Origin of the sequence: Rhizobium sp. N122, assembly GCF_002211295.1 — a bacterium.
Lineage (GTDB): Bacteria > Pseudomonadota > Alphaproteobacteria > Rhizobiales > Rhizobiaceae > Rhizobium.
This window is the reverse complement of sequence record NZ_LOKU01000005.1, coordinates 23,757-49,103: the sequence shown is the minus strand read 5'-3', so window position 1 is coordinate 49,103 and position 25,347 is coordinate 23,757. Positions and strand designations below refer to the sequence as shown.

Here is a 25,347-nt window from a genome sequence, read left to right as displayed (position 1 = left end):
GCTGGAACGCTTGCGTTCCGAACGATTTCCGAGGAAACCGGCCCTCCGTTCAGCCACCAGCCAGAAGACCGGGTTAACGAACAGCGCGGCTTATACGGATTTTTAGGGGAAAGGCAACCCCCAATCGATATTCAAGCCCGACGCAGACCGTTCGCCAGCGTCGGGCCGGATCAGAGGAACAGGTTCAGAGCGTCAGCGGATACTGCCGGTGCACCTTGGCGATCTCAGTCAGCACTTCGTTCGACAGCGTCAAGTCGGCCGCGCCGATATCGATTTTCAGCTGCTCCATCGAGGTGGCGCCGATGATGGCCGAGGTCATGAAGGGCCTGGACAGGCAGAAGGCGAGCGCCATGGCCGCCGGGTCGAGACCGTATCTGGCCGCGATCTCCAGATAGGCCTTGGTCGCCGGCTCCTGCAGGGGCTGAAGGCGGCCGCCGATATCGTGGTTGATCGAGCCGCGCGAACCCTTCGGCCTGGCGCCACCGACATATTTGCCGGACAGGATGCCGCCGGCGAGCGGCGAATAGGCGAGCAGCCCGACATCCTCGTGATGGGAAAGCTCGGCGAGATCGAGGTCGAAATGGCGGTAGAGCAGATTGTATTCGTTCTGGACGCTGGCAACGCGCGGCAGGCTCTTCTGCTCTGACAGCGTCAAGTATTTCTGGATGCCCCAGGTGGTTTCGTTGGAAAGGCCGATCGCCCGTATCTTGCCTTCCTTGACCAGTGCGCCCAGCGTTTCCAGGATGTCGAGCATGTTGGCGACGGCCTTGTCGCGATCCTGGGTGAAGGGATTGTAGCTCCAGTTCTGGCGGAAGTGGAAATGGCCGCGGTTCGGCCAGTGGATCTGGTAGAGGTCGACATAGTCGGTCTTGAGCCGCGTCAGGCTGGCCTCGAGCGCCAGCCGGATATTCTTTGCGTCGGCGCCTTCGCCGCCGCGTATATAGTCGCGGCCGCGGCCTGCGACCTTGGTGGCGAGTACGATATCCCCGCGTTTGCCGGTCTTTTCGAACCAGGTGCCGATATAGTCTTCGGTCCAGCCCTGCGTTTCAGGCGAAACCGGGGTTGTCGGGTAGAGTTCGGCGGTATCGAAGAAGTTGACGCCCTTTTCGACGGCGTAATCCATCTGCGCATGGGCGTCGGTTTCGCTGTTCTGCGAACCCCAGGTCATGGTGCCAAGGCAGATTTCTGAAACGGAAATGTCGGTGCGGCCGAGTGAATTGTACTTCATGAGAAAACCTTGGGAGAGAGCTGAAGCCTTGGGGAGGACCGGGCAAATCTAGGCCGGATTTGGCGGAGCGCAAGAGTAAAAGCCTGGCTTTTGCGCCGGTCCGGAAGGCTTTGCGGAGGATGGGCCGCCACTTGACTCTGCCGGAAAGAATGTCAATTGGAGGCAAAACGCCTCGCGGGGCGCGCGCAATCAGGGGCATGAGCCAGGGATACGAGAATGACCATTGCTTTCACTTTTCCCGGTCAGGGCAGTCAGGCCGTCGGCATGGGCAAGGATCTAGCCGAAAATTTCGCCGAAGCCCGCGCCGTTTTCGACGAGGTCGATGAGGCGCTCGGTGAAAAGCTTTCGGACGTCATGTTCAACGGTCCCGAGGATACGTTGACCCTGACGGCGAATGCCCAGCCGGCGCTGATGGCCGTCTCGATCGCCGTCGTCCGCATTCTTGAGGCCAAGGGGCTGGATCTGAAGTCCAAGGTCGCCTATGTCGCCGGCCACTCGCTCGGCGAATATTCTGCCCTTTGCGCCGCCGGCACCTTTTCGCTCGCTGACACCGCCCGGCTGCTGCGCATCCGCGGCAATGCCATGCAGGCGGCAGTCCCGGTCGGCATCGGCGCCATGGCGGCGATCATCGGTCTCGAACATACCGACGTCGTCGCCGTCTGCGAAGAGGCCGCTGCTATCGGCGCATGCCAGATTGCCAACGACAATGGCGGCGGCCAGATCGTCATCTCGGGGGACAAGGTAGCCGTCGAAAAGGCAGCCGGCCTGGCAACCGATAAGGGCGCCAAGCGCGCCATCCTGCTGCCGGTCTCAGCACCCTTCCATTCGAAGCTGATGGCGCCCGCCGCCGAGGCCATGCGTGCGGCCCTGGCAACGGTTGCCAAATCCGATCCGGTCGTGCCTCTGATCGCCAATGTCCGCGCCGCCCCGGTGACGAGTGCCGACGAGATCGCCAGCCTGCTGGTCGAGCAGGTGACCGGTCAGGTCCGTTGGCGCGAGACGGTGGAATGGTTCGCCGGCAATGGCGTCACCACCCTTTATGAACTTGGTTCCGGCAAGGTGCTGACCGGCCTTGCGCGGCGCATCGACAAGACAGTCAACGGCATCTCCGTCAACGGTCCGGCGGATATCGACGCGGCCGTTGCCGCCCTCATGGCCTGATTGGTATTTCCAGATATCCAGATATAAGGAACGTTTCCATGTTCGATCTTTCCGGCCGCAAGGCTCTCGTCACCGGCGCATCGGGCGGTATCGGCGAGGAAATCGCCCGCCTTCTGCATAAGCAGGGCGCCATTGTCGGCCTGCACGGCACCCGCGTCGAGAAGCTGGAAGCGCTGGCGGCCGATCTTGGCGAGCGCGTCAAGATCTTCCCGGCAAATCTCTCCGACCGCGACGAGGTCAAGGCGCTCGGCCAGAAGGCCGAAGCCGAACTCGAAGGCGTCGACATTCTCGTCAACAATGCCGGCATCACCAAGGACGGCCTGTTCGTGCGCATGAGTGACGAGGATTGGGACGCCGTTCTCGAAGTGAACCTGACGTCGACCTTCCGTCTGACGCGCGAATTGACGCATCCGATGATGCGCCGCCGCTATGGCCGCATCATCAACATCACTTCCGTCGTCGGCGTCACCGGCAATCCGGGCCAGGCCAATTACTGCGCCTCCAAGGCCGGCATGATCGGCTTCACCAAATCGCTGGCGCAGGAGATTGCCACCCGCAACGTGACGGTCAACTGCGTCGCGCCCGGCTTCATCGAAAGCGCCATGACCGGCAAGCTGAACGACAAGCAGAAGGAAGCGATCATGGGGGCGATCCCGATGAAGCGCATGGGCACGGGCGGCGAGGTCGCGTCGGCGGTCGCCTATCTTGCCTCCTCCGAGGCTGCCTATATGACGGGCCAGACGCTGCACGTAAACGGCGGCATGGCGATGATCTGAAACGACAAACCGCCGGCATGCGAGTATTTCCGCCAATAGCATGTTGAGCAATCACGAACCGTTGATTTTCTCGCTTTGCGGCAGACCTAAAGCATGTTAAGCGGGCCATGACTGTCAACAGTCGTCCCGAGAAAGCAGACGGACCGGCGAGCTTTTTGCAAGCCTGGGACATCTCTGAAGCCGGGTAAACGAGTTTGCCGAGGATGTCTGAAAACATCGCAGGCTGAAACAGGGTAGGGGTGCCGCAACGGCATTCCGATCAGGACATAAGGTCGAGGAAACCGACATGAGCGATATCGCAGAACGCGTAAAGAAAATTGTTATTGATCATCTTGGCGTCGATGCCGACAAGGTCGTCGAGAGCGCCAGCTTTATCGACGATCTGGGCGCTGACTCGCTCGACACGGTCGAACTTGTCATGGCATTCGAAGAAGAATTCGGCGTTGAAATTCCTGACGACGCTGCCGACTCGATCCTGACGGTCGGCGATGCCGTGAAGTTTATCGAGAAGGCCCAGGCCTGATCCTGTAAGTTTGAGAAAGGGCGGGCCTGGAGTCCGCCCTTTTCTTTTCGGCCTATTTCTCCATAGAACATAAGAGACGGGGGAAAGCACGCGATGAGACGTGTCGTCATAACGGGTACCGGCATGGTGTCACCCTTGGGATGCGGAACCGAGGTGACGTGGTCGCGGCTGCTTGCCGGCCAGAACGGCGCCCGCCTCGTCACCGAATTCGAGGTCGACGACCTTCCCGCCAAGATCGCCTGCCGTATTCCCATCGGCGACGGCACCGACGGCACCTTCAATGTCGATCAGTGGATGGAGCCGAAAGAGCAGCGCAAGGTCGATCCCTTCATCATCTACGGCATGGCCGCCGCCGACATGGCGCTTGCCGATGCCGGCTGGCATCCCGAGACCGATGAGGACCAGATCGCCACCGGCGTGCTGATCGGCTCCGGCATCGGCGGCATCGAAGGCATCGTCGAGGCGGGCTACACCCTGCGCGACAAAGGCCCGCGCCGCATCTCCCCCTTCTTCATTCCGGGCCGCCTGATCAACCTCGTTTCCGGCCAGGTCTCGATCCGCCACAAGCTGCGCGGACCCAATCATTCGGTCGTCACCGCCTGCTCGACGGGCGCGCATGCGATCGGCGATGCCGCGCGGCTGATCGCGCTGGGTGACGCCGACGTCATGGTCGCCGGCGGCACGGAATCCCCCGTCAGCCGCATTTCGCTCGCCGGCTTTGCAGCCTGCAAGGCGCTGTCGACCCAGTACAACGACGACCCGCAGAAGGCCTCGCGCCCCTATGACCGCGACCGCGACGGCTTCGTCATGGGCGAGGGCGCCGGCATCGTCGTGCTCGAGGAACTGGAACACGCCAAGGCGCGGGGCGCCAGGATCTACGCCGAAATCGTCGGCTACGGCCTGTCGGGCGACGCCTATCACATCACCGCACCGTCCGAAGACGGCGAGGGTGCCGGCCGCTGCATGGCGATGGCGCTGAAGCGCGCCGGACTGACGCCGGCCGATATCGATTACATCAACGCCCACGGCACCTCGACCATGGCCGACACGATCGAACTCGGCGCCGTCGAGCGGCTGGTCGGCAACGCGGCATCGAAGATCTCGATGTCCTCGACCAAGTCGGCGACGGGGCACCTTCTCGGTGCCGCCGGCGCGATCGAGGCGATCTTCACCACGCTTGCCATCCGTGACAATGTCGCGCCGCCGACGCTCAATCTCGACAATCCCGAACGCGAGACGGCGATCGATCTGGTTCCGCACAAGGCGCGTGAGCGAGAAATCAATGTGGCGCTGTCCAACTCGTTCGGATTCGGCGGCACGAACGCGTCGCTCGTCCTGCGCCGTTACGCGCAATAACAGCCCGCGCGGCGCAATAAGTGTCCCTTGCGCCGCGACGGCCGCTCCTCTGCATTGCGCAGCAGGGCGTGCGGGCGCATAACGACCGGCAGCGGCGCCGTTGAACGGCGGCAGAACCTGCTTTTGCCGCATTGCTTCGCGAAATAGCGATGTGAGGGTCAAGTTTTAGAGGATTGCCGGTGAGCGATACGACGAACCAGAGCAACGATGCCCCGCAGGGCGAGAACGGCCGGCAAGCGCAGAAGGGACCGATCATCCCGAAGTCGCCGAGCGAAGCCCTGCGTCCGGAGCGTGTTCCGGAGCCGCCGAAGCGGTCCAAGAAAGCCCGCGGCCAGGTCGTTCTGTTCATGAACTTCATCATGACGATGGCGGTATTGGTCTGCGTCGTCGCCGTCATCGGCTTCTACTACGCCACCTCGACCTATCGGAATCCCGGTCCGCTGCAGACCAATACCAATTTCATCATCCGCAATGGCGCGGGTCTGGCTGAAATTGCCTCGAACCTCGAGCGCAATGCGATCATCAGCGATGCCCGCATCTTCCGCTATCTCACGGCAACGCATCTGTCTGCCGGCGAGAGCCTGAAGGCCGGTGAATATGAGATCAAGGCCAGAGCCTCCATGAGCGATATCATGGAGCTTCTGAAATCGGGCAAATCCATTCTCTATTCCGTTTCCTTCCCCGAGGGCCTGACGGTTCGCCAGATGTTCAACCGCATGCTGGAGGATCAGGTGCTGGAAGGCGATCTGCCGGCCGCCCTGCCTCAAGAGGGCAGCCTGCGCCCGGATACCTACAAATTTTCGCGCGGCACCAAGCGCTCGGAGATCATCCAGCAGATGGCGGCGGCACAGCAGAAAATCGTCGATCAGATCTGGGACAAACGCGACTCCTCGCTGCCGCTGCGGTCCAAGGAAGAATTCGTGACGCTCGCCTCGATCGTCGAAAAGGAAACCGGCGTTGCCGACGAACGCGCCCATGTCGCCTCGGTTTTCCTGAACCGGCTCGGCAAGGGCATGCGCCTGCAGTCCGACCCGACGATCATTTACGGCCTCTTCGGCGGCGACGGCAAACCGGCCGACCGGCCGATCTATCAGTCGGACCTGAAGCGCGAAACGCCCTATAATACCTACGTCATCAAGGGCCTGCCGCCGACGCCGATCGCCAATCCAGGCAAGGATGCGCTTGAGGCCGTCGCCAATCCCTGGAAGACCCAGGACCTCTATTTCGTCGCCGACGGCACCGGTGGCCATGTTTTCGCGGCGACGCTCGAGGAGCACAATGCCAACGTCAAGCGGTGGCGCAAGCTCGAAGCCGACAAGGGCTCGGACCCGAACATCGCAGTCGACGGCCAGCCTGAAGAGCAGCCGGCCGACGACGGCGCTGCCGTCACGCCGCCGAAGAAAAAGAAGATCAACTGATAGCTTCTGGAGGCTCGTATGGCTTTGCAGTCCATGACCGGTTTTGCGCGGCGCGAGGGAACGAGCGGCCGCTGGCGCTGGGCATGGGAACTGCGCTCGGTCAACGGCAAGGGCCTCGACCTGCGGCTGCGCCTGCCGCCCGGCCTCGAACGCATGGAGGCAGACGTCCGCCGCCTTGCCGGCGAAAGCTTCAGCCGCGGCAACCTGCAGGCATCCCTGTCCGTCACCGCCGACGAGAACCGCTTCGAGGCCGTGCTGAACAGGCAGGCGCTCTCAGCCGTGCTTGCGATGCGCGAGCAATTGGACGGCGTGATCGATCCGGCGCCGCTGAAGCTCGATACGCTGCTGCTGGTGCGCGGCATCGTGGAGTTTCGCGAAGGCGAGGATGGCGAGGAAGCACTCGCCGCCCGTGACGCCGATATCACTGCCGGCCTGTTGGCAGCCCTTGCCGATCTCCGGGCCATGCGCGAACAGGAAGGATCGGCGCTGACCCGCATTCTCCTCGACCATGTGACGACGATCGAAGGCCTGACGCGCACGATCGAGGCCGATCCCTCACGCTCGCCGCAGGAGATTGCCGCTCGGCTTACCGCGCAGGTCGCCTTGCTGATGGACGGCATGGCCGCGCTCGACCGCGACCGGCTGCATGCAGAAGCCGCACTGCTGGCGACCAAGGCGGATCTGCGCGAAGAAATCGACCGTCTGAAGGCGCACGTTGCCGCAGCACGCGATCTCCTGGTGAAAGATGGCCCTGCCGGACGCCGGCTGGACTTCCTTGCACAGGAATTTAACCGCGAATCGAATACCATCTGCTCGAAGTCGAATGCCTCGGCGGTCACCGCCGCCGGCATCGAGCTGAAAGTCGTGATCGACCAGTTCCGCGAGCAGGTCCAGAATTTGGAGTAAGACATGAAACCGGCGAAATCCTCGCCCGTCCAGATCGCCCGCCGCGGTCTGATGCTTGTCATCTCGTCGCCGTCGGGCGCCGGCAAGTCCACCATCGCGCGCACGCTGCTGGAGCAGGATAGGCAAATCGGCCTCTCCGTCAGCGTCACCACGCGCCAGCGCCGCCCGAGCGAAGTCGAGGATGTGCATTACCACTTCAAGAGCGTGCGCGAGTTCGAGCGGATGCGCGACAGCGATGCGCTGCTCGAATCGGCCGAGGTGCATGGCAATTTCTACGGCACGCCGCGCGAGCCTGTGGAGCAAGCCATGGCCGAGGGCCGCGACATGCTCTTCGACATCGACTGGCAGGGCGCCCAGCAGTTGCAGGAGAAGATGTCGGCCGACGTCGTCTCGATCTTCGTGCTGCCGCCGACCATGACCGAGCTGCAGTCGCGGCTGCACCGCCGCGCCGAGGATTCCGAGGAGGTCATCCAGACGCGCCTCGCCAACAGCCGCGCCGAGATCGCCCACTGGCGCGAATACGACTACGTCATCGTCAACGACGATCTCAATGCCGCCTTCGACGCCGTCCAGTCGATCGTCAAGGCCGAACGCCTGCGCCGCGACCGCCGCCACGGCATGTTCGATTTCGTCCGCGAGCTGCTGGAAGAGACGCCGTCGCTCTAAAGACTGTTTGCCAGAAGGCAGAATTCCTCGACCGAGAGGGTTTCCGCCCGCCGCGCCGGATCGATCGCGGCCTTGACGAGCAGTCTCTCGCCGCCGAGCGGTTTGAGGCTCTGGCGCAGCATCTTGCGGCGCTGACCGAAGGCGGCCTGCGTCACTCTTTCCAGATTGGCAACGGCGCAGGGGATGGGGTTTTCCCGCGGCGTCAGATGCACCACCGTCGAAGTTACCTTCGGCGGCGGCGTGAAGGCTTGCGGCGGCACGTCGAAGGCCATGCGCGCCTGCGTCCGCCAGCCGCAGAGCACGCCGAGCCGGCCGTAATGGTCGTCGTCTTCCGAGGCGACGATACGCTCGCCGACTTCCTTCTGAAACATCAGCGTCAGCGACTGCCAGAACGGCGGCCAGGCCTTCGGCAGCAGCCAGTTGACCAGAAGCTGCGTACCGACATTGTAGGGCAGGTTGGCGATGATCTTAATCGGGCCTTCCGGCGCCAAGGCCTCGAAATCGGTCTTCAGCGCATCGCCTTCGATCACCTCCAGCCGGCCGGAATAGTGATCGGCGATCTCGGCGAGCGCCGGCAGGCAGCGTGTATCCCGCTCGACGGCGATAACCTTTTTGGCGCCGAGCGCCAGGATTGCCCGCGTCAGTCCGCCCGGGCCGGGGCCGACCTCGAAGACCGTCGCCTCGTCGAGCGCGCCCGCCGTGCGGGCGATCTTCTGCGTCAGGTTGAGGTCGAGCAGGAAGTTCTGCCCGAGCGCCTTGCGTGCGTCGAGGCCGTGACGCTGGATGACGTCGCGAAGCGGCGGCAGGCCATCAAGTGCTGCCATCAGCGGCGGCTTTCCGCACTACGGCCGAGCTGGGCGGCGAGCTTCAGCGCCGCAACCAGGCTCTGCTCCCGCGCCAGTCCCTTGCCGGCGATGCCGAAAGCGGTGCCGTGATCGGGCGAGGTGCGCACGAAGGGAAGCCCGAGCGTGACGTTGACGCTGTCGTCGAAACCGAGTGCCTTGGCCGGGATCAGCGCCTGATCGTGATACATGCAGACGGCGACGTCATAGCGCGCCCGCGCCTCGTCATGAAACATCGTGTCGGCGGGCAGGGGGCCGATCGCATCGATGCCCTCGTCGCGCAGGCGCTCGATCGCCGGGCGGATGACATCTTCGTCCTCCCTGCCGATTGTCCCGCCTTCGCCCGCATGCGGGTTGAGACCGGCAACGGCGAGCCGCGGCGCCTCGATGCCGAAGCGCTGCCTCAGGTCTTCATGGGCGATCCGGCAGGTTTCGACGATCAGGTTGCCGCTCAGCGCCTGCGGCACGTCCCGGACCGCAATGTGGATGGTGACGGGAATGGCCCGCAGCTTCGGTCCCGACAGCATCATCACAGGTGTCACCGGCCGGCCGGTCGCCCTGGCGGCGAGATCGGCGAGAAATTCGGTATGGCCGGGAAACCGGAAGCCGGCCCCGTAGAGCACGGATTTGGCGATCGGGTTGGTCACGACCGCGAGCGCCTCGCCGTTGATGACAAGCGACACGGCTTTCTCGATCGCCGCGATCGTGCCTTTCGCTGACGCCGCATGCGGCTCGCCGGCCACCACTTCGATACCGGCCGGCACCGTCATGACCGGCAGCGCGTCGGCAAATAGACCGGCCGCCTCGCTGGCTTTATCGACCCCGCGGATCGAAACCGAAAGATTGAGCTGGCGGGCTCGCAATGCCAAGACATCGGGATCGCCGATCAGGAAGAAAGGCGGCAGCCCGAGTTCACGCCGCCGGAGCCAGGCCATCAGCGTAATATCCGGCCCGATGCCGGCGGGGTCGCCCTGGCTCAGCGCAAGCGGTTGCGAAAACGGTATCGTCATCGCAGATCAACGATAGGCGATCTGCGCCTTTTTGCGCAGTTCATCCAGATACTTCTTGCTGTTTTCGTTTTCCGGGCTGGCGTCCTTGTCGGCCTTGGCCTTGCCGAGATCTTCCTGGCGGAAGACCATCTCCGCCGCCTGGTCGTCGGAAACCTGGCGCTGGCTGCAGATCGCCAGATATTCGACGCCCTTGTCGGTGACGCGGGTTCCTGTCGTATTGCCTTTGGCCTGTTCGACCAGCGGCTTCCAATCCGGCGGGATTTCGGGGGCGAGCATCCGGCCGAGATCGCGCACGGAAACATCGCGCATCGTCGCGGCAAAGACCTTTGCCTGGTCGCAACCCGGAAATTTCGCGCGCGACGCCTCGGCCTCGCCCTTGCGCTTGCCGGTGATGGCGTTGCGCTTGGCCTGCGGAATGACGAAGATGATCTGCTGCAGCATGTATTCGGTCGTCACCGGCTTCTGCTTGTTGTTCTGCATCATGCGCGAGACGAGGTCATAGTTCGACAGCCGCGAGGTCGAACCGTAGCGCGCGTTGACGACACGCGGCCAGCTCATCTGTACGGCGATGAAACCCTTGAAATGGTCGACGCCGACGCCGGCGCGATCGAGAATCTGCGACATCTGCGCGACGGAAAGCTTGTTGCCGGCCGAAAAGCGCGCGAAAGACGCATCGACGTCCTGCTGCGAAACCGACATATGGACGCGGGAAACCTCCTGGCGCTTGAGCGCCTCGTCGATCAGTTGCTCCTCGGCAGCCTTGGCGTCGGCCTTGGTATGCTGCAGGCGCAGGAAGGCCTGGCGTTTGGCGACGTCGCCGCTGGTGATGGCGGTGCCGTTCACCACGGCCTTGACCTCGCTTGCGGCAAGTGCAGGAGCGGCAACACCCGTCAGCAAGGCAAGCGCCGCCCCGGCGAGGAACTTGGTTATGGCTTTTTTCGCGTCAATCATCTGTTGACCTCCCGATAGCGCCGCGAGACGTTGTTCGCGGCGTTTTTTACCACAGTGCGAGACACGCGGCCAAACCCCTATGCCTCAGATATCGACTGGCGGCAATGTCCTGCACAGGCATACGGCGAAAGAATGGCTTCAAGCCATGTTTGCGCCGGCCGCCCGTCACTCAAGGGTGTTTGTTCCGATCTTGATGTCGCCGAGCGTCCGGAAGGTCAGCCTTGCGCCGATCGTCCAGTCGCTGGCCGACTCGTCGTCGGAGTCCCGGGTATCGGTATAGGCGATCGTGAAGATCGTGCATTCGTCCTCATAGGAGAGACCGAGCGTCCGGCGGCTGAGCACATCATTGTTCAGATCCCAGGCGATACCGCCGAAGATCGACCAGTAATCCTTGAACTTGACTTTGCTGCTCGTCTGAATCTCGTCGTTGTCCTCGGCAAAGCCATAGGCCGGCTGGGCGCTGAGATGGGTGTAGGTCACCTGCGTCTGGAAGGTGTCGTTCTGGTAGGCCGTCGTCAGGTCGCCGCGGCGGAACTCGAAATCCTTCTCGTCGAGGCGGTAGGAGGCCGCGACGGACACGCCGTACGGTGTTTCGACGCCGCCAAGGCCGACATAATCGGAACGGTCGGTCTCCAGGCCGGAATCCGCACCGACATTGACCAGATCATCGGTTGCAAAGGAGTTCTGGCCGGCAATCTGATAGGATTGTCCGAAGATGCCGTGCAGTTTGTAGCCGCTGTCGAACGTCCCGGTATACTGGATGCCGACATTGGCGCGGGTGCCGCCTTCGACGCGGTCGTAGCCTGAGAATTTATCGCGATCGAACAGCGAGGTGGCGTCGAAGACGAAGCTCTGCGCATCCTCGTTCGGCAGCCGGCCGGCGAGCTGCTCGTCGGGGCGGGCATAGATCTGCGCGATCGGTTCGAGAATATGGGTGCTGTTCTCCGTCGTCATCAGGATCGGATAGCGCAGCTCCAGCCCGGCGGTGAACATCGAGCGGGTGGCGGAATTGTCGTCGAGATAGTTGCCGGCATAGGGAACGCCGTTGGCATTGACCGGACTGTCCATGTTAAGCGCGAAAGCATCGCCGCGCGCGGCCAGTAACGGCGTGATCACCAGGCCGGTCGGCGTGACGTAGGTGCGCTTCCACTGCAGTTCGGCCGTCAGGCGCGAGGTCTGTCCCTTCAGGCCGCGGAATCGGTCGAAACCGTCGACGGTGGTAAGGAAATCGTCATGGGTGCGCGAAATATTCGTCAGGTTGACATCCGCCGACAGTTCGCCGCCGGCAAGCGGCTGCGGCGCCACATAGTGGTAGTCGAGCGACGGATAGACGATCGCCTGCCGTTTTTCGGCCGTATTCGTCCGATCGGCATCCTGGACGTCGAAATAGAACGCCCGCATGTCGAAATAATTGCGTTTCCCAAGTCCCGTCAGGTAGATCTGGTTCGTGCGATCCGTGGCGGTGAAATCCCGCAGCTTGTATGTTTTCGAGAAGTTGTTGTCGCTCTGCACCATGACGTCCCAGCCGAACGTCCAGCGCGGATTGATGCGGAATTCGGCCTTCGAGGCGACCATGCCACGCCGACTGGCTTCGGCATCGCTGGTGCCGGAGCTGAAATTGTCCGGCTTTGCCTGGTCTATGCCGGCGACGCGCAGGATATGCGTACCGTTTTCGAAGCGCTGGCGGAATTCGCCTTCGACGAGGAAGCCCTGGGCGGTGTAGCCGGTGGTGGTGACCGTGGCGTCCATGCTCGGCGAGATCACGTAATAATAAGGAATCGAAAGTCCGAAGCCGAGATTCTGCGACAGGCTCATCGTCGGGAAGAGAAAGCCCGACTTGCGCTTCACCGTATTGTCGGGAACCTCGATGAACGGCAGGAAGGCGATCGGATAGCCGAGCAGCTCGAAACGCGCACTTTCCAGACGGATCGTGTGGGTCACGCCGTTCTGGATCACGCGCTTGGCCTTGACCTGCCAGAAAGGCGCGCGCTTCGGATCTTCGGCGCAGGGAAGGCAGGCGGTGTAGACGCCCTTGTTGAGAATCATCATCGTGCCGCCGACACGCTGGCCGCTTTCGGCGACGATACGCGTATTGTCGGAGGTTTCGATGCGCAGCGAGTTCAGGAACCCGTCGGCGAAATTGTCGGTCACGTCTAGGTTGTCGGCATAGATGCGGTTGCCGTCCGGGCTGACCAGCTCGACATTGCCGAGCGCCATCATCCGGCCGGTCTTCTGATTGTACTCGACCTTCTGCGCGACCATCTTGTAGCCGGCATAATTGATCTGCACGCCGCCGACCGCCGACACCAGATCGGCGTCACGGTTATAGACGAGTTCATTGGCCGAAAGCAGGAGCTTGGCCCCTTCCGGAATCTTCTTCCCAATATCTTGAGCGGACGTATTGGCCTGGCCGTAAGAGACCGGGACACTGCCGAAATAGGAACATAGAGTCGCGCCGACGAGCAGGGCAACCAACTGTTTACTAAAATACTTGCGGTCGCCTGCCGCCACTAGCCGTCCTCCTGATGAAGCAGAATAGTCGCACCCAAGGCCAGCGCGACGATCACCGGTATCCAGGTCGCCACGAAGGGAGGCACGACTCCACTGCTTCCGAATGCCTTTACAAGCACGGTGATGACATAAAGCATGAAGCCCGAAAGGATGCCACCCAGAATCACCGAGCGGGATTGGTTGAACCGGCTAAATTTTAGGGACACTGTTGCAGCAATGAAAGTCATGGCCACCAACAGCAACGGCTGGGACAACAGGGAGTTGAATTGCGTCTCCAGCGCCTTGGTCGAGATGCCGAAGGATTTGGCCGCGGCGATGCGGTTGGAAAGGTCAAAGAAACCAATTGTTTCCGGCGCTGTCAGCCGCTCCTGGACGAAGTCCTGTTTCAGATTGGTGCGAAGTTGAACCGAAGCTTTACGCATCGGGATTTCGCCAGGCTTGCGCTCGACAACGTTGTTAAGTTGCCAGTAACCATCTTCCAATTTAGCCGTCGCGGCGTCCTGTCTCAGAATGACCTGACCGCTTGAATCGAAATGGATCAGTACGGCGTCGATCAGCTTGGTTCCGTTCTCCTGAACCGTATGAGCGCCGATGATGACATCGTCCCGGCCGCTGATCTGGCGCAGCCACGGAATCTGCGGCGCCTTGCGCAGAACCGCGTTCTCGCCGCGCCAGTCGGATTCGACGAGCAGCGCCTGGCGCTGCCCCCAGGCGGCAAGCGGGTTGAGCGCCGTCATCGTCAGCAGGCCGAGTATCAGCGAGCCGGCGATGAAGGGGAACATGAACTGCCAGACCGAAATGCCGGCGGCGCGCGTGACGACGAGCTCATATTTGCGGTTGAGCCCGATCAGCACCGTCATGCCGACGAACAGCGCGATGAACGGCACCGTCTGCTGCAGGATGAGCGGCAGGCGCACGGCGGTCATCAGAATGCCGCCGCCGATCGTGTAGCCGGGCAGGCCCGACATCCGGCCCGCCGTCTCGCTGAAATCGAGAAGGAAGGAGATCGCCGAGACGCCGATCAGGAACCAGCCCATCGTCACTAGGTAGCGGCGAAAGAAATAACGCGACAATGTCCCGAACATCATTGGGCGGCATCTCCGCCGGTCCTGCCGGTTGCGGCAAGCAGCCTTTCCTGCGTCCGTCTCCAGAAAGACGACATCCGGTCGCGAATGAACGACGGGACGGCCAGTCGTTTGTGCAGGCCGAGGAAGACGATCGAGATGATGCTGCTGACGATCGGTATGGCATAAAGAACGACGATATATTCAGGATCGGTATCGATCTGATTGGCAGCGTAAAACGCCGCCCATCTGAGCGCGAAGGCATAGGCGAGGGCGCTCACCATCGGATGCAGCCGCGCTTCGCGGTGCGAGCGCGCATCACCGGCAATCGCCAGCGAAAACAGCGCGAAGACGACAGGCAGGACCCAGTCCGTCAGCCGCCGATGCAGTTCGGCGCGATAGCTCTGCGGCCGGATCGTATAGTCCTTGTCGGCCGGATCCGGATTGAGCAGGAACCACAGGTCGCGGTCGCTGGCGCGCAGCGTCGCCTGGCCGCGATTTTCCGTCATGTCGGAGAGGTCGAAGGAATAGGAATCGAAATTGATGACCGAGACATTGCCGTCGGGCGTTTTGCGGTGCACCTCGCCCTGATGCATGATCAGCGTCGTGCCCGTATCGTCGACGGCGCCTTCCTTCGCATAATAGATCAGCTCGTAGGCCGGATCGCGCTCGTCGGCGACGAAAAGGCCCTTCAGCATGCGGCCGGCCATTCGCTTCGAGATCTGCACATAAAGGCCTTCATCAAGCTTGCGGAAGGTCTTCTCTTCGATCACCGAAGACAGCAGATCGGCATAGGTCTCGGCGATCATCTGGCGCACGACGGTCTTTGCGCGCGGCTCGACGACGTTGTCGACGAAGAAGGAAAAGAGGCTGACGACGGCGGCAAGCAGCAGGATCGGGCGGATCAGCACGCTGCGCCGCGCCCCGGCCGCGTCGATGACGGTCAGCTCGGAATCGTTGTTCATCGTCGTCAGCGTCTGGGTGATCGCGATGACGAGGGCGAAGGGCAGGACAACAGGAATGATCGACGGCAGGATCATCGTCGCGAGCTTGGCGAACGAACCGATCGACTGGCCGCTGTCGGTGACCAGGTTGATGCGCTGCAGAACCTGAGTCGTCCAGATGATCGCCAGAACGGGCAGGAGCGCCACGAGAAACATCTGGCCGACGCGCCGCAATATGTATGTCTCGAGTAGTTTCATGCCTGCCCTTGAAAGCACCTGCACGCCCAAACGGCTTTGCAGGAGAAACCCTCTACGCTCTTTGTCGCCGTATTGCGACAAGCTGGTGTCAAAAATTCATTCAATTTTCAGAATTTTTTTGATGCTGTTGCGACTCAGTTAACGCCAGCAACGCGGCGAAGACGACAAGCGATGAAAGCCATCCGAGAACGACGTCGGAAAGGTAGTGCGCGCCGAAGGATAGCCGCATTGCAGGCGTCAGGATCGAGATCGCCGCAAGGGGTGCCGCCACGGCATACCGCAGGGATTTCGGCACGAAAAGCAGCAGGCAGAAAAGCCAGCCGGCGCTCGCGGCCTCGCCAGAGATGAACGAACAGTTCGAAACGCATTTTCCGGCAAGCGAACCGGCCTCGACGAAATGCAGCGCGCCGCCGAAAATATCGGTCTGTATCGGCCGCGGCCGGCCCCAATGTTCCTTCAGCACGACATTGACGAGCAGCACCGGTCCGATCAGCAGCGTTCCCAGCGCCACTTTCAGCTTGCGCGCCCGTTCGGCGTTGAAGGTCGCGCCGTGCTGCTGGTAGCATTCGATGAATTTCCACGCCATCACGATGGCCACCACATAGGGCAGGCGGAAGAAGATCGTGCGCAGCAGGTCGAAGTTCCCCGAGTCGCGATAGGGAAAGCCACCGCAGATGCTTCCGGCCGCAGCCGTCGGGTCGCAATCCGTGGCCAGAAAAAAAAGCTGGGAAAAGTAGATGTCTATCCCGGGAAAGGCGCGGAAGGCGGCAAGCAGCGCCCACCACACCCAGAACAACAGCATGAATGCACCGAAAGTCGTTTTAGGCAGGCGGACGACCGGCCCCCGCGGGCGATTTTTCGAAAAAACTGTCAACGCGAATATCTACGAAACTGACGAAAACATGGGGGCCGTGATGGCCGCGGGCGACCATAACAATTGTCGCCAGCCATTGACAGACCCGCCAAACGCGAAATTATCCGCCGGGAACGGATTTCAAGAATCCCTGCGGAGAAGACATGTCAGCAAAGTTCGAAATCTCATTTTCTAAGTCGGCAAAGCTCACCGGCGGTTTGGCGATCCTGCTGAAGACCGGCGAAGCCGACAGCGCTGCCGGCGCCGAAACAGCCGATCCGGCAGGCGTGATCGCCAAGGCTGCCAGAATCGCCCGGTTCTCCGCGAAATCCATGAGCGCGCTCGATATCGTCGCCCCGGAAGGCGCGCCCGTCGAGCGCATCGTCGTCATCGGGCTCGGCAAGGCCGCCGATCTTTCCGCCCATGACTGGCTGAAGGCCGGCGGCTGTGCGGCAGCGAGAATCAAGAATACCGACAAGGCGGCCGTGTTCATCGACGTGCCCGGCCTTCCGGCGAGCGCGCGGGCGGCCGCCGATTTCGCGCTCGGCATGCTGCTGCGCGCCTATAGCTTCGATAGCTACAAGACGAAGAAGAGCGACGACGAGGAAAAGGCCGGGAAATCCGTCAAGGTGACGATCGTCACCGCCGATCCGGCAGGTGCCAAGAAGGCGTTTTCCGATTCCGAAGCGATTGCCGGCGGCGTCAATCTTGCCCGTGACCTCGTCAACGAACCGCCGAACGTGCTCGGCCCCGTCGAGTTCGCCGCCAAGGCGAAGGAGCTGGAAAAGCTCGGCGTCGAAGTGGACATCCTGACCGAAAAGGAGATGCGCCGTTTCGGCATGGGCGCCCTTCTCGGCGTCGCCCAGGGCTCCGTCCGCCCGCCGCGCCTGGCGGTCATGCAATGGAAAGGCGGTAAAGCCAAGGATCGTCCCATCGCCTTCATCGGCAAGGGCGTCGTCTTCGATACCGGCGGCATTTCGATCAAGCCGGCCGCCGGCATGGAGGACATGAAGGGTGATATGGGTGGTGCGGCGGCCGTCACCGGCCTCATGCATGTGCTCGCCGCCCGCAAGGCCGCCGTCAACGCCGTCGGCGTCATCGGCCTGGTCGAGAATATGCCTGACGGCAACGCCCAGCGTCCGGGTGATATCGTCACGTCGATGTCGGGCCAGACGATCGAGGTGATCAATACCGATGCCGAAGGCCGCCTCGTGCTCTGCGATGCGCTCTGGTACTGCAACGATCGTTTCAAGCCGCAGTTCATGATCAATCTCGCCACGTTGACCGGCGCCATCGTCGTGGCGCTCGGCAATGTGCATGCCGGCCTGTTTTCCAATGACGACCAGCTTTCCGCGCAGCTGACGGCAGCCGGCCTATCCACAAACGAGAAGCTCTGGCGCATGCCGCTCGGCAAGGATTACGACAAGCTGATCGACAGCAAGTTCGCCGACATGAAGAACACCGGCGGCCGGCAGGCCGGCTCGATCACCGCTGCGCATTTCATCAAGCGCTTCGTACAGGACACGCCCTGGGCGCATCTCGACATCGCCGGCACGGCGATGGGCTCGCCGCAGGACGAGATTAACCAGTCCTGGGGTTCCGGTTTCGGCGTGCGCCTGCTCGACGAGCTCGTTCGCGCCCATTATGAAGCCTGATGACGGACGTTCTCTTTTATCATCTGACCGAAACCAGGCTGGAAGACGCGCTTCCGCCGCTGATCGACAAAAGCGTCGAGCGCGGCTGGCGCGTCGCCGTCCAGACGCGCGAGCCGGCGCGGCGCGATGCTCTCGACGCGCATCTCTGGACGTTTCGCGAGGAGAGTTTTCTGCCGCACGGCACCGACGAGGGCGATTTCGCCGAAAGCCAGCCGGTGCTTTTGACGGTGACCTCAGGCAATGCCAATGCTGCGACCGTGCGTTTCATCATCGACGGCGCCGAGCCGCCGCCGGTCGATGCCTATGAGCGCGTCGTCTTCATGTTCGACGGTCACGACCAGGCGCAACTGGAGGCGGCCCGGGCGCAATGGAAGAAGCTGAAAGGCGAGGGGCATAACCTCACCTATTGGCAGCAGACGCCGGAAGGGCGGTGGGAGAAGAAGGCTTGAGCGCTTAAGCGGAGATACCGACAATCGGCGCCAGTATGGCACCGATTGTCGGCCTGCGAAAAACCTGACCCTTGCGGCGGGTCTTGTTGCTCAGCCTGCAAGTCCAAGGAGGCGTCCCAAAGCCGCCAATGGCTCAGTCGTGGAACGCGTCCACGAATTTGCGCTTGCCGAGCATGAAGGCGTCGGCGACGTGGCGCAGCGGCGCCAGATCCACATCCGATGTGCCGGCTTTGATGATTTCGGCGAAGCGGCGGTAGAGCGAGGGATATTCCTGCTCCGGCTCGGCGAAGGTCAGCGTGCCGTCGATGGAAAGCTTGGCGCCGCCTTCGGCGAGAACCATCTGGCCGGCCGCCGTCTCCGCGACGATATCCCAGCTCTGCTTGCCGGTCTGGCGCCAGTCGAATTCGGCATGAACCGGAAGGCCGTCGGCATCGCGGAAGCGAATGTCGGACGCGATCGGCGCATCGCGGTTTTCAGGAAATTCGAGCACGGCCTCGGTGATGAAGATCGGCCGCGGCAGGATATGGGTGACGATCGACAGGGCGTTGATGCCGGGATCGAAAACCCCGAGGCCGCCGGCCTGCCAGATCCAGTCCTGGTTCGGATGCCAGTGGCGGACGTCCTCCTTCCAGATCACGTGCACGCTGTTGATCGTCGTCGAAGCCAGAAACGCCTTGGCGGCTTCGACGGCCGGCGCATAGCGCGAATGCCAGCTGGCAAACAGTGACGCGCCCTGCTTTGCGGCAAGCGCCTCGAGATCGGCCACTTCGCTCAGCGTGGCACCCGGCGGCTTTTCCAGGAAGACGTGCTTGCCGGCGACGAGCGCCTTATAAGCGGCCTCGTAGCGGTATTGCGGCGGCATGCAGAGCGACACCGCATCGATCGACGGCTCGGCGTCGAGCATCGCCTCGATCGTCGTATAGCTGTTGATGCCTTCGACCGTGCCGTGGCGGCTTGCCGTGGCGACGAGCTTGAAATCGGCATTCTTGGCGATGGAAGGGAGGTGCTGGTCGCGGACGATCTTGCCGACGCCGACGATGGCGAGGTTGATAGGAGACATGGTTTCGCTCGAGCCTGTGAAAAGTATGATTTATTGCGCTTCTTTTAGCAGAAAGGAAAGCGCCGACAAGCTCTCTCCCGTCATTCTATTCTATCCTACCGCATGATGGCCCGTCTTACCTCATGATAGTGTGGCGAAGGAAGCTGTAACCCATGGCCGCGCGGGCGGCGCGCTCCTCGGAATTGCCGTCGCCGCCATGCCCGCCCGAGCCGAATTCATGGAAGAGCGGCCGGTGTCCGGCTTCCTCCAGCCGCGCGGCAAAGCGGCGCGCATGCGAGGGATGCACCCGGTCGTCATTGGCGGAGCTTTCGATATAAATCGGCGGATAGCTGATGTCGGTCGCCGGCCTGACATTGTGAAGCGGCGAGTAGCCGAGCATGAAATCCCGGTCGGCCGGTATCTCCGGATCGCCATATTCGTCCATCCAGGCCTGCCCTGCGCTGAACAGGTGGAAGCGTGTCATGTCGAGCACCGGCACCTGGCACCAGACGGCGCCGAAATCCTCCGGGTAGCGCGTCAGCATCACGCCGGTCAGCAGACCGCCATTGCTGCCGCCCTGGCAGGCGATCCGCGACGGCACGGTGTAGCCGCGGGCGACGAGATCGCGGGCGACGGCGACGAAATCGGCAAAGGCCTTGTCGCGTCCCTGCCGCTTGGCGCTGCGATACCAGTCGGGCCCGAATTCGCCGCCGCCGCGGATATAGGCCTGCACGTAGGCGCCACCTTGTTCCAGCCAGCGGCCGGTTACGCCGGAATAGTTCGGCGACAGCGACACATCGAAGCCGCCATAACCGTAAAGCAGCACCGGCAGCGCGCCCTTGGTCCATTGCTTCGGCAGGACCAGCCGGTAGGCAACCCTGGTCCCGTCCTCGGACACCGCCTCCAGCAGTTCGGATGACATGCCGGTCGCATCGAAATAGCTGGGCGCCGCGGCGACGAAAATCGGCTCGGCCTCCTTGCTGCGGTCCGACAGCTCCAGCCGGTAACAGGCCGGAGGCTGCAGGAAGCCCTGGCCGATGATGCAGAGCGTATCGTCGCCAAGATGCAGATCCGCATAGAGCGGCCTGAAATGAGCCGTCTGCATGTCCGCCGGCAGCGCGATCTCGCGCTGTTCGGCGTCGGGCTTCGTCAGATCCAGCACCATGAGACGCGGACGCAGCCGATCGGAGATGATGAAGACGCACCACTCGCGCATCAGCATCAGCTGCGAGATCGACTGGCCCTCGCCAGGCTGAAACAGGATCCGCTCGGGCCCGAGCGGAACTGTCGCCGAGCCGGGATCGAAGCGCTGCAGCACGAGGCTGCCGGTGGGAACGCGCTCATCGTTCTTTGCCCGCCAGAGGCAATGATCGTGATTGAACTGGAAGTCCGCTTCCTTGGGCAGATCGATGCGCCGCTGCGTGCCGTCGTCGGCAGTCAGGAAGGCGCTGGCCACGCCGATCTCATGGGCAGCGACGAAAATGTCGATCAATCCGGCATCCGCCGTAGCGCCCGACAGGGCGGGGTCGATGATGAGATTGAAGCCGTAGACGTCCTCGTTCGCAGCTTCGAACATGACGGCCGCATCTTCCGGCCGCTGCCCGCGCTTCAAGCGCCGCCCGACCCGCGGCCATCCGGAGCGGGTCGCCGAAAATCGGTCGATCGAACCGAAATAGCAGATCTCGTCGCGGTTCAGCCAGTTGGCATGCGATCGTGCGGCCGGCGTATCGAAACCGCCCTCGACGACCTGTTTGCTCTCGGCGTCGAATTCGAGCAGCCGGAGAAGATCGGAGCCGCCGTCCGAAAGCGTCAGCAGCACCCGTGTCGGCTCCCATGGGCAGGTGACGACGCCGCGCCAGTTCCAGCGCTTGCCTTCACTGACGCAGAAAGCATCGAGGTCGAAGACCGGCTCCCAGTCGGCGTCCGGCAGCGGCTCCTGGTCATCAGGCAGACGCAGCCAGACGCCCAGAGGATTGTCCTTGCTCTGCCGAAAATCGAACAGCCAGCCGCCGCGCCGCATCGGCACGATCAGCCTGTCCTGCCGCTCGATCAGCGCCTTGATCGCATCGCGATCCCTGGCGAATTCAGCCGTCCTGAGTGCCGCGTCGGAAACCCGGTTATATCCGTCGATGAACTGACGGGTGCGCGGATCGTCGTCCGTTTCGAGGTGAAGGTTCATGTTCGACCTGCCGGCTCCTGTTTAGCGTCTTCCAAGATGCTGTAGCATTTTGAATTGTGCAGGAGCCACTATTTCGCAGAGTTAGGGCGAAATTGGCACAGGCCGCGTCAGGCCGAGATGTTCGCGAAGCGTCGAGCCGCCATATTCCCTGCGGAACAGGCCGCGCTCCTGCAGGATCGGCACGACCAGCTGCGTGAAGTCTTCCAGGCCTCCGGGAAAAAACGGCGGCATGACGTTGAAGGCATCGGCGGCGCGGCTGTCGAACCATTGCTGCATCCTGTCGGCGATTTCGACCGGCGTGCCAAGGACGATATGATGGCCGCGGCCGGCAGCAACGCGCAGCGCCAGCTGCCGCATCGTCAGATCCTCGCGCCTTGCCAGCGCCGTCAGCAGTTCGGCGCGGCTGCGCAACTGATCGGAGATCGGCAGATCCGGCAGCGGGCCGTCGAGATCGTATTCGGCAAGGCTGTGGCCGATGCGTTCTTCCAGAAGCGGCATGGCGCTTTTGATATCCGTCCACCTGTCGAGTTCTGCAAGCTTGTCCGCGGCCTCCTTGGTCGTGCGGCCGATCACCGGCAGGAAGCCCGGCATGACGGCGACGTCGTCCGGCTGGCGCCCGAAGCGAGCGACACGCTCCTTCAGACTGCTGTAAAAAGCCTGCGCCTCTTCAAGGCTCTGCTGCGCCGTGAACACCACGTCGGCGGTGCGGGCGGCAAGATCCTGGCCCGGTCCGGACGAGCCGGCCTGGATCAGGATCGGGTGGCCCTGCGGTGCGCGCGGAATGTTCAGCGGTCCCTTGACCGAGAAATACTTGCCCTTGTGATCGAGAACACGGAGCTTGGCCGGGTCGGCATAGACGCCGCTCTGCTTATCCTTGATGAAGGCATCGTCGTCCCAGCTGTCCCAGAGCCCGCGCACGACGTCGACAAATTCCTCGGCCACGGCGTAACGCTCGTCATGCTCGGGATGGGCCTTGGAGAAATTGTTCGCCGTGCGGGCATAGGAGGTCGTGACGATATTCCAGGCGGCGCGGCCGTGGCTCAGATGGTCGATCGAGGCGAAGGCGCGGGCCGTGTGATAGGGCTCTCCGTAGGTCGTCGACGCCGTTGCCGCCAGCCCGATCTTGTCGGTCACCACGGCCAGCGCGGAAAGTAGCGTCAGCGGTTCGAAACGGGCGATCGTCGAGGGATGCGCATCGACGCCGCTGGTCAATCCGTCGGCCAGGAAGACCATATCGAATTTCGCCGCCTCGGCGATCTCAGACACGCGCCTCAGCAGGTTGAAATTCTCGCTTCCCGCCTCGGCATGAGGATGACGCCAGCCGGATACGTGGTGGCCGGCCCCTTGCAGGAACAGGCCCAGATGGATTTCTCTCTTGCGGGTCATGGCAAAATCTTTCGTCAAACGAGGTTTTGGGCGGCATCTTGATTGAGCAGCGCCAGGAGTTTTCGAAGGTCGGCGGCGCTGTGCATGGTCCGGACGAGTGAGGGGATGTCGGCGAAGGCCGGATGGCGACCGGTCGCGTCACGAAATTTTTCCGTCGGATCGGTCAGCCCCGGCAGGCCGTCGAAACGGCGCTGTATCGTGCTGCCGTCGGCAAACGCGATATCGACGATGACGAAGCGGGTCCGTGGATCGCTCGACATGCGCGGCGCGGCCTCGTCATGGCGGCGGCCGGCGCGCTTGACGAGCGCGATCAGCCGTGGCGCGACCGGCTGCCCGTCAAAATGATCGAGCCGCAGGCCGCCGTCGATCAGGGCCGCCGCGAACACGTATTCCGGGCTGAAGCGCGCCTCGATCCCGTTGGTGGGCTCGCTCACCACCAAGGCTGCATCGGCACCGGGCGGATAGGTAAAGGTGATGCGCTCGATTGCCTCTGCGCGCAGGCCTTCCCTGTTGAGATCGATGCCGAGAGACGCGACCGGATGGCTGGCTGTGCAGCAGGGATAGGCCTTCAGCGTCAGCCCTGGCGCGACGATCTGCCAGGGCGAGCCCCAGTCCTCGGTCAAGGCGGACAGGCGTTCCGCTCCGAAGGCAAAGACCGAATGGAAGCCGACGGGGTTGTCGAGGAAATCGGACGCGCCGCCAAAACCGGCCGCCGCCAAACGCGCCGACAGGAGCCCCGATCGCGCCGCCATGCCGGCATGAAAGGGTTTGGCGTCCTTGCCGAACTGCAGCCGCAGGCCGGACGATTGCGTTGCCGCAAGGCCGAGTGCGACAGCGGTCTCGTCCACCGAGGCGCGCGTCAAGTGGGCGATTGCGGCTGCCGCCCCCACCGTGCCCAGCGTTGCCGTGGCATGGAAACCCTTCTCGTAATGCTTCGAGCCGAGTGACAATCCAAGCCGCGCCATGGCTTCGAGCCCGACGATATAGGAGGCGACCAGCGCCTCAGCGGAAAACGCGCGCTCGGCGGCCAACGCCAGCAGCGCCGGAACAATCACCGTAGTCGGATGGCCGCGCACGCTCGCATGCACGTCGTCATAGTCGAGCACATGGCCGGCATAACCGTTGACGACCGCAGCTGCCAGCGGATCGGTTCGGCGCGCGCTGCCGATCAGGATCGCTTCACCCGGGAGATCGGCTCCGACCGCATTGGCCAGAAGGCCGGTCGTCCTGTCTCGGGCGCCGGCAATCGCGCAGGCGAGAAAATCGATGATCGCCAGGCGGGCCGCGTCCATCGCCGCGACATCCTTCAACGGGTCCGAGGCGATGATCGCTTCGGCGAATGCCGACGTTAGAGGTGCGAATGTTCTCGTCATGACAATATCCTACATGCCTTCGCCGCGGTCCATGCCGCGTCCGCCGGCAAGGCCCCCGACGAACTGGCGGATACGGGCATTGTCGAACGTATGGAATATTTCTTCAGGGGAGCCGTGGTCGACAATGCGTCCGTTCTCGGTGAAGACGACGGTGTCGCTGATCTCCTCGGCGAAGCGCATTTCATGGGTCACCAGGATGCTGGTCATGCCGTCGCGGATGAGGTCGCGGATCACCCACAGCACTTCGCCGACCGTCTCCGGATCGAGCGCCGAGGTGACTTCGTCGAACAGCACCAGTTCCGGCTTCATCGCCAGCGCGCGGGCAATCGCCACGCGCTGTTGCTGGCCGCCGGAAAGCTGTCCGGGATAGGCGCCTGCTTTTTCGGAGAGCCGCACCTTTTCGAGCAGTTCGCGCGCCAGTTTTTCTGCCTCGCCCCGCGCGACACCGAGGATGCGGGTCGGAGCCAGGACGATATTGTCCAGCACCGTCAGGTGAGGAAAAAGATTATATTGCTGAAAGACGATGCCGACGCGCTTGCGCAGCGCAATGCGCTCGCTTTCCGTGGCCAACTGGTCGACGCGGGTGCCGCCGACCGTGATGCGGCCGCGCTGCGGCGTCACCAATGCGTTGATGCAGCGCAGGATCGTCGACTTTCCGGAGCCGGATGGGCCGATAATGGAGACCGCATTGCCCCTGTTGACGGTCAGGTCGATGCCCCTCAGCACCTCGGTCTGGCCGAAGGAAAGGTGTACGTCTTCCAGTCTTACGATCGCGTCGTCGGTTTTCATGTTCATCGTC

Annotated in this window: 22 protein-coding genes; 9 read left to right on the top strand and 13 right to left on the bottom strand. The window is 62.7% G+C overall.

Annotation, left to right across the window (positions count from 1 at the left end; all coding sequences use genetic code 11):
• Positions 1-184: 184 nt before the first annotated feature.
• Positions 185-1,228, bottom strand: a complete 1,044-nt coding sequence (locus ATY75_RS05065) for an aldo/keto reductase (RefSeq protein ID WP_088936691.1) — start codon at positions 1,226-1,228, stop codon at positions 185-187.
• 216 nt (positions 1,229-1,444) lie between these two features.
• On the opposite strand from ATY75_RS05065, the gene fabD reads away from it, so the two are divergent.
• The 7 genes from fabD to gmk all read left to right on the top strand — a co-directional run bounded on the left by fabD (position 1,445) and on the right by gmk (position 8,034).
• Complete coding sequence (fabD, locus tag ATY75_RS05055; RefSeq protein ID WP_088936690.1) at positions 1,445-2,389, top strand: ACP S-malonyltransferase; 945 nt, start codon at positions 1,445-1,447, stop codon at positions 2,387-2,389.
• Positions 2,390-2,427: 38 nt separating this feature from the next.
• The gene (gene fabG, locus ATY75_RS05050; protein ID WP_003578339.1) at positions 2,428-3,165 is read left to right on the top strand and encodes a 3-oxoacyl-[acyl-carrier-protein] reductase; all 738 of its coding nucleotides are present in this window, start codon (positions 2,428-2,430) and stop codon (positions 3,163-3,165) included.
• A 286-nt stretch (positions 3,166-3,451) separates the two neighbouring features.
• Positions 3,452-3,688 (top strand): acyl carrier protein, encoded by a 237-nt coding sequence (locus ATY75_RS05045; RefSeq protein ID WP_003547058.1) that lies wholly within the window; start codon positions 3,452-3,454, stop codon positions 3,686-3,688.
• 93 nt (positions 3,689-3,781) lie between these two features.
• Positions 3,782-5,044 (top strand): beta-ketoacyl-ACP synthase II, encoded by a 1,263-nt coding sequence (gene fabF, locus ATY75_RS05040; RefSeq protein WP_088936689.1) that lies wholly within the window; start codon positions 3,782-3,784, stop codon positions 5,042-5,044.
• Positions 5,045-5,223: 179 nt separating this feature from the next.
• A complete protein-coding gene (gene mltG / locus ATY75_RS05035) occupies positions 5,224-6,462 on the top strand; it encodes an endolytic transglycosylase MltG (RefSeq protein WP_088936782.1) in 1,239 nt (412 codons plus the stop codon).
• Between the two features lie 18 nt (positions 6,463-6,480).
• Positions 6,481-7,368, top strand: a complete 888-nt coding sequence (locus ATY75_RS05030; protein ID WP_064837943.1) for a YicC/YloC family endoribonuclease — start codon at positions 6,481-6,483, stop codon at positions 7,366-7,368.
• 3 nt (positions 7,369-7,371) lie between these two features.
• The gene (gene gmk, locus ATY75_RS05025) at positions 7,372-8,034 is read left to right on the top strand and encodes a guanylate kinase (protein ID WP_064837944.1); all 663 of its coding nucleotides are present in this window, start codon (positions 7,372-7,374) and stop codon (positions 8,032-8,034) included.
• On the opposite strand, the gene rsmA is transcribed toward gmk, so the two are convergent.
• The 7 genes from rsmA to ATY75_RS04990 form a co-directional block, all read right to left on the bottom strand.
• Positions 8,031-8,858: a 16S rRNA (adenine(1518)-N(6)/adenine(1519)-N(6))-dimethyltransferase RsmA gene (rsmA, locus tag ATY75_RS05020; protein WP_088936688.1), complete on the bottom strand. Its 828-nt coding sequence runs from the start codon at positions 8,856-8,858 to the stop codon at positions 8,031-8,033. The two genes, gmk and rsmA, sit on opposite strands and share 4 nt — an antisense overlap.
• Positions 8,858-9,886: a 4-hydroxythreonine-4-phosphate dehydrogenase PdxA gene (gene pdxA / locus ATY75_RS05015; RefSeq protein WP_088936687.1), complete on the bottom strand. Its 1,029-nt coding sequence runs from the start codon at positions 9,884-9,886 to the stop codon at positions 8,858-8,860. The genes rsmA and pdxA overlap by 1 nt, the downstream gene beginning before the upstream one ends.
• A gap of 6 nt (positions 9,887-9,892) precedes the next feature.
• The gene (locus ATY75_RS05010; RefSeq protein ID WP_064837947.1) at positions 9,893-10,837 is read right to left on the bottom strand and encodes a peptidylprolyl isomerase; all 945 of its coding nucleotides are present in this window, start codon (positions 10,835-10,837) and stop codon (positions 9,893-9,895) included.
• A 165-nt stretch (positions 10,838-11,002) separates the two neighbouring features.
• Positions 11,003-13,348, bottom strand: coding sequence for an LPS-assembly protein LptD (locus tag ATY75_RS05005; protein WP_088936686.1), 2,346 nt, complete (start codon positions 13,346-13,348; stop codon positions 11,003-11,005).
• Entirely contained in the window at positions 13,348-14,436 is a 1,089-nt protein-coding gene (lptG, locus tag ATY75_RS05000) for an LPS export ABC transporter permease LptG (protein WP_054181791.1), read from the bottom strand. The genes ATY75_RS05005 and lptG overlap by 1 nt, the downstream gene beginning before the upstream one ends.
• On the bottom strand, positions 14,433-15,614 hold the full coding sequence (lptF, locus tag ATY75_RS04995; RefSeq protein WP_064841304.1) for an LPS export ABC transporter permease LptF: 1,182 nt from the start codon (positions 15,612-15,614) through the stop codon (positions 14,433-14,435). The genes lptG and lptF overlap by 4 nt, the downstream gene beginning before the upstream one ends.
• Before the next feature lie 100 nt (positions 15,615-15,714).
• Positions 15,715-16,488, bottom strand: coding sequence for a phosphatase PAP2 family protein (locus ATY75_RS04990; protein ID WP_064837949.1), 774 nt, complete (start codon positions 16,486-16,488; stop codon positions 15,715-15,717).
• A 143-nt stretch (positions 16,489-16,631) separates the two neighbouring features.
• On the opposite strand from ATY75_RS04990, the gene ATY75_RS04985 reads away from it, so the two are divergent.
• Both ATY75_RS04985 and ATY75_RS04980 read left to right on the top strand, forming a co-directional pair.
• On the top strand, positions 16,632-18,122 hold the full coding sequence (locus ATY75_RS04985; RefSeq protein WP_088936685.1) for a leucyl aminopeptidase: 1,491 nt from the start codon (positions 16,632-16,634) through the stop codon (positions 18,120-18,122).
• A complete protein-coding gene (locus ATY75_RS04980; RefSeq protein ID WP_088936684.1) occupies positions 18,122-18,571 on the top strand; it encodes a DNA polymerase III subunit chi in 450 nt (149 codons plus the stop codon). The genes ATY75_RS04985 and ATY75_RS04980 overlap by 1 nt, the downstream gene beginning before the upstream one ends.
• Positions 18,572-18,704: 133 nt before the next feature.
• Here ATY75_RS04980 and ATY75_RS04975 read toward each other — a convergent pair whose 3' ends face one another.
• From ATY75_RS04975 to ATY75_RS04955, 5 genes are all read right to left on the bottom strand, one after another.
• Entirely contained in the window at positions 18,705-19,631 is a 927-nt protein-coding gene (locus ATY75_RS04975) for a Gfo/Idh/MocA family oxidoreductase (protein WP_088936683.1), read from the bottom strand.
• 115 nt (positions 19,632-19,746) lie between these two features.
• Positions 19,747-21,789: a prolyl oligopeptidase family serine peptidase gene (locus tag ATY75_RS04970; RefSeq protein WP_088936682.1), complete on the bottom strand. Its 2,043-nt coding sequence runs from the start codon at positions 21,787-21,789 to the stop codon at positions 19,747-19,749.
• Positions 21,790-21,870: 81 nt separating this feature from the next.
• A complete protein-coding gene (locus tag ATY75_RS04965; protein ID WP_088936681.1) occupies positions 21,871-23,175 on the bottom strand; it encodes an LLM class flavin-dependent oxidoreductase in 1,305 nt (434 codons plus the stop codon).
• A 14-nt stretch (positions 23,176-23,189) separates the two neighbouring features.
• On the bottom strand, positions 23,190-24,548 hold the full coding sequence (locus ATY75_RS04960) for an MmgE/PrpD family protein (protein WP_088936680.1): 1,359 nt from the start codon (positions 24,546-24,548) through the stop codon (positions 23,190-23,192).
• Positions 24,549-24,557: 9 nt separating this feature from the next.
• Positions 24,558-25,343 (bottom strand): amino acid ABC transporter ATP-binding protein, encoded by a 786-nt coding sequence (locus ATY75_RS04955; RefSeq protein ID WP_088936679.1) that lies wholly within the window; start codon positions 25,341-25,343, stop codon positions 24,558-24,560.
• Positions 25,344-25,347 lie beyond the last annotated feature (4 nt).

What these genes read in the sequence shown, in the direction of transcription:
- ATY75_RS04980 (WP_088936684.1), top strand. Translation starts at nt 18,122, where the DNA reads ATGACGGACGTTCTCTTTTATCATCTGACCGAAACCAGGCTGGAAGAC.
- ATY75_RS04970 (WP_088936682.1), bottom strand. Translation starts at nt 21,789, where the DNA reads ATGAACCTTCACCTCGAAACGGACGACGATCCGCGCACCCGTCAGTTC.
- ATY75_RS04985 (WP_088936685.1), top strand. Translation starts at nt 16,632, where the DNA reads ATGTCAGCAAAGTTCGAAATCTCATTTTCTAAGTCGGCAAAGCTCACC.
- fabD (WP_088936690.1), top strand. Translation starts at nt 1,445, where the DNA reads ATGACCATTGCTTTCACTTTTCCCGGTCAGGGCAGTCAGGCCGTCGGC.
- lptF (WP_064841304.1), bottom strand. Translation starts at nt 15,614, where the DNA reads ATGAAACTACTCGAGACATACATATTGCGGCGCGTCGGCCAGATGTTT.
- ATY75_RS04965 (WP_088936681.1), bottom strand. Translation starts at nt 23,175, where the DNA reads ATGACCCGCAAGAGAGAAATCCATCTGGGCCTGTTCCTGCAAGGGGCC.
- ATY75_RS05030 (WP_064837943.1), top strand. Translation starts at nt 6,481, where the DNA reads ATGGCTTTGCAGTCCATGACCGGTTTTGCGCGGCGCGAGGGAACGAGC.
- gmk (WP_064837944.1), top strand. Translation starts at nt 7,372, where the DNA reads ATGAAACCGGCGAAATCCTCGCCCGTCCAGATCGCCCGCCGCGGTCTG.
- lptG (WP_054181791.1), bottom strand. Translation starts at nt 14,436, where the DNA reads ATGATGTTCGGGACATTGTCGCGTTATTTCTTTCGCCGCTACCTAGTG.
- ATY75_RS05045 (WP_003547058.1), top strand. Translation starts at nt 3,452, where the DNA reads ATGAGCGATATCGCAGAACGCGTAAAGAAAATTGTTATTGATCATCTT.
- ATY75_RS04975 (WP_088936683.1), bottom strand. Translation starts at nt 19,631, where the DNA reads ATGTCTCCTATCAACCTCGCCATCGTCGGCGTCGGCAAGATCGTCCGC.
- ATY75_RS05010 (WP_064837947.1), bottom strand. Translation starts at nt 10,837, where the DNA reads ATGATTGACGCGAAAAAAGCCATAACCAAGTTCCTCGCCGGGGCGGCG.
- rsmA (WP_088936688.1), bottom strand. Translation starts at nt 8,858, where the DNA reads ATGGCAGCACTTGATGGCCTGCCGCCGCTTCGCGACGTCATCCAGCGT.
- ATY75_RS04960 (WP_088936680.1), bottom strand. Translation starts at nt 24,548, where the DNA reads ATGACGAGAACATTCGCACCTCTAACGTCGGCATTCGCCGAAGCGATC.
- ATY75_RS04955 (WP_088936679.1), bottom strand. Translation starts at nt 25,343, where the DNA reads ATGAACATGAAAACCGACGACGCGATCGTAAGACTGGAAGACGTACAC.
- pdxA (WP_088936687.1), bottom strand. Translation starts at nt 9,886, where the DNA reads ATGACGATACCGTTTTCGCAACCGCTTGCGCTGAGCCAGGGCGACCCC.
- fabG (WP_003578339.1), top strand. Translation starts at nt 2,428, where the DNA reads ATGTTCGATCTTTCCGGCCGCAAGGCTCTCGTCACCGGCGCATCGGGC.
- ATY75_RS05065 (WP_088936691.1), bottom strand. Translation starts at nt 1,228, where the DNA reads ATGAAGTACAATTCACTCGGCCGCACCGACATTTCCGTTTCAGAAATC.
- fabF (WP_088936689.1), top strand. Translation starts at nt 3,782, where the DNA reads ATGAGACGTGTCGTCATAACGGGTACCGGCATGGTGTCACCCTTGGGA.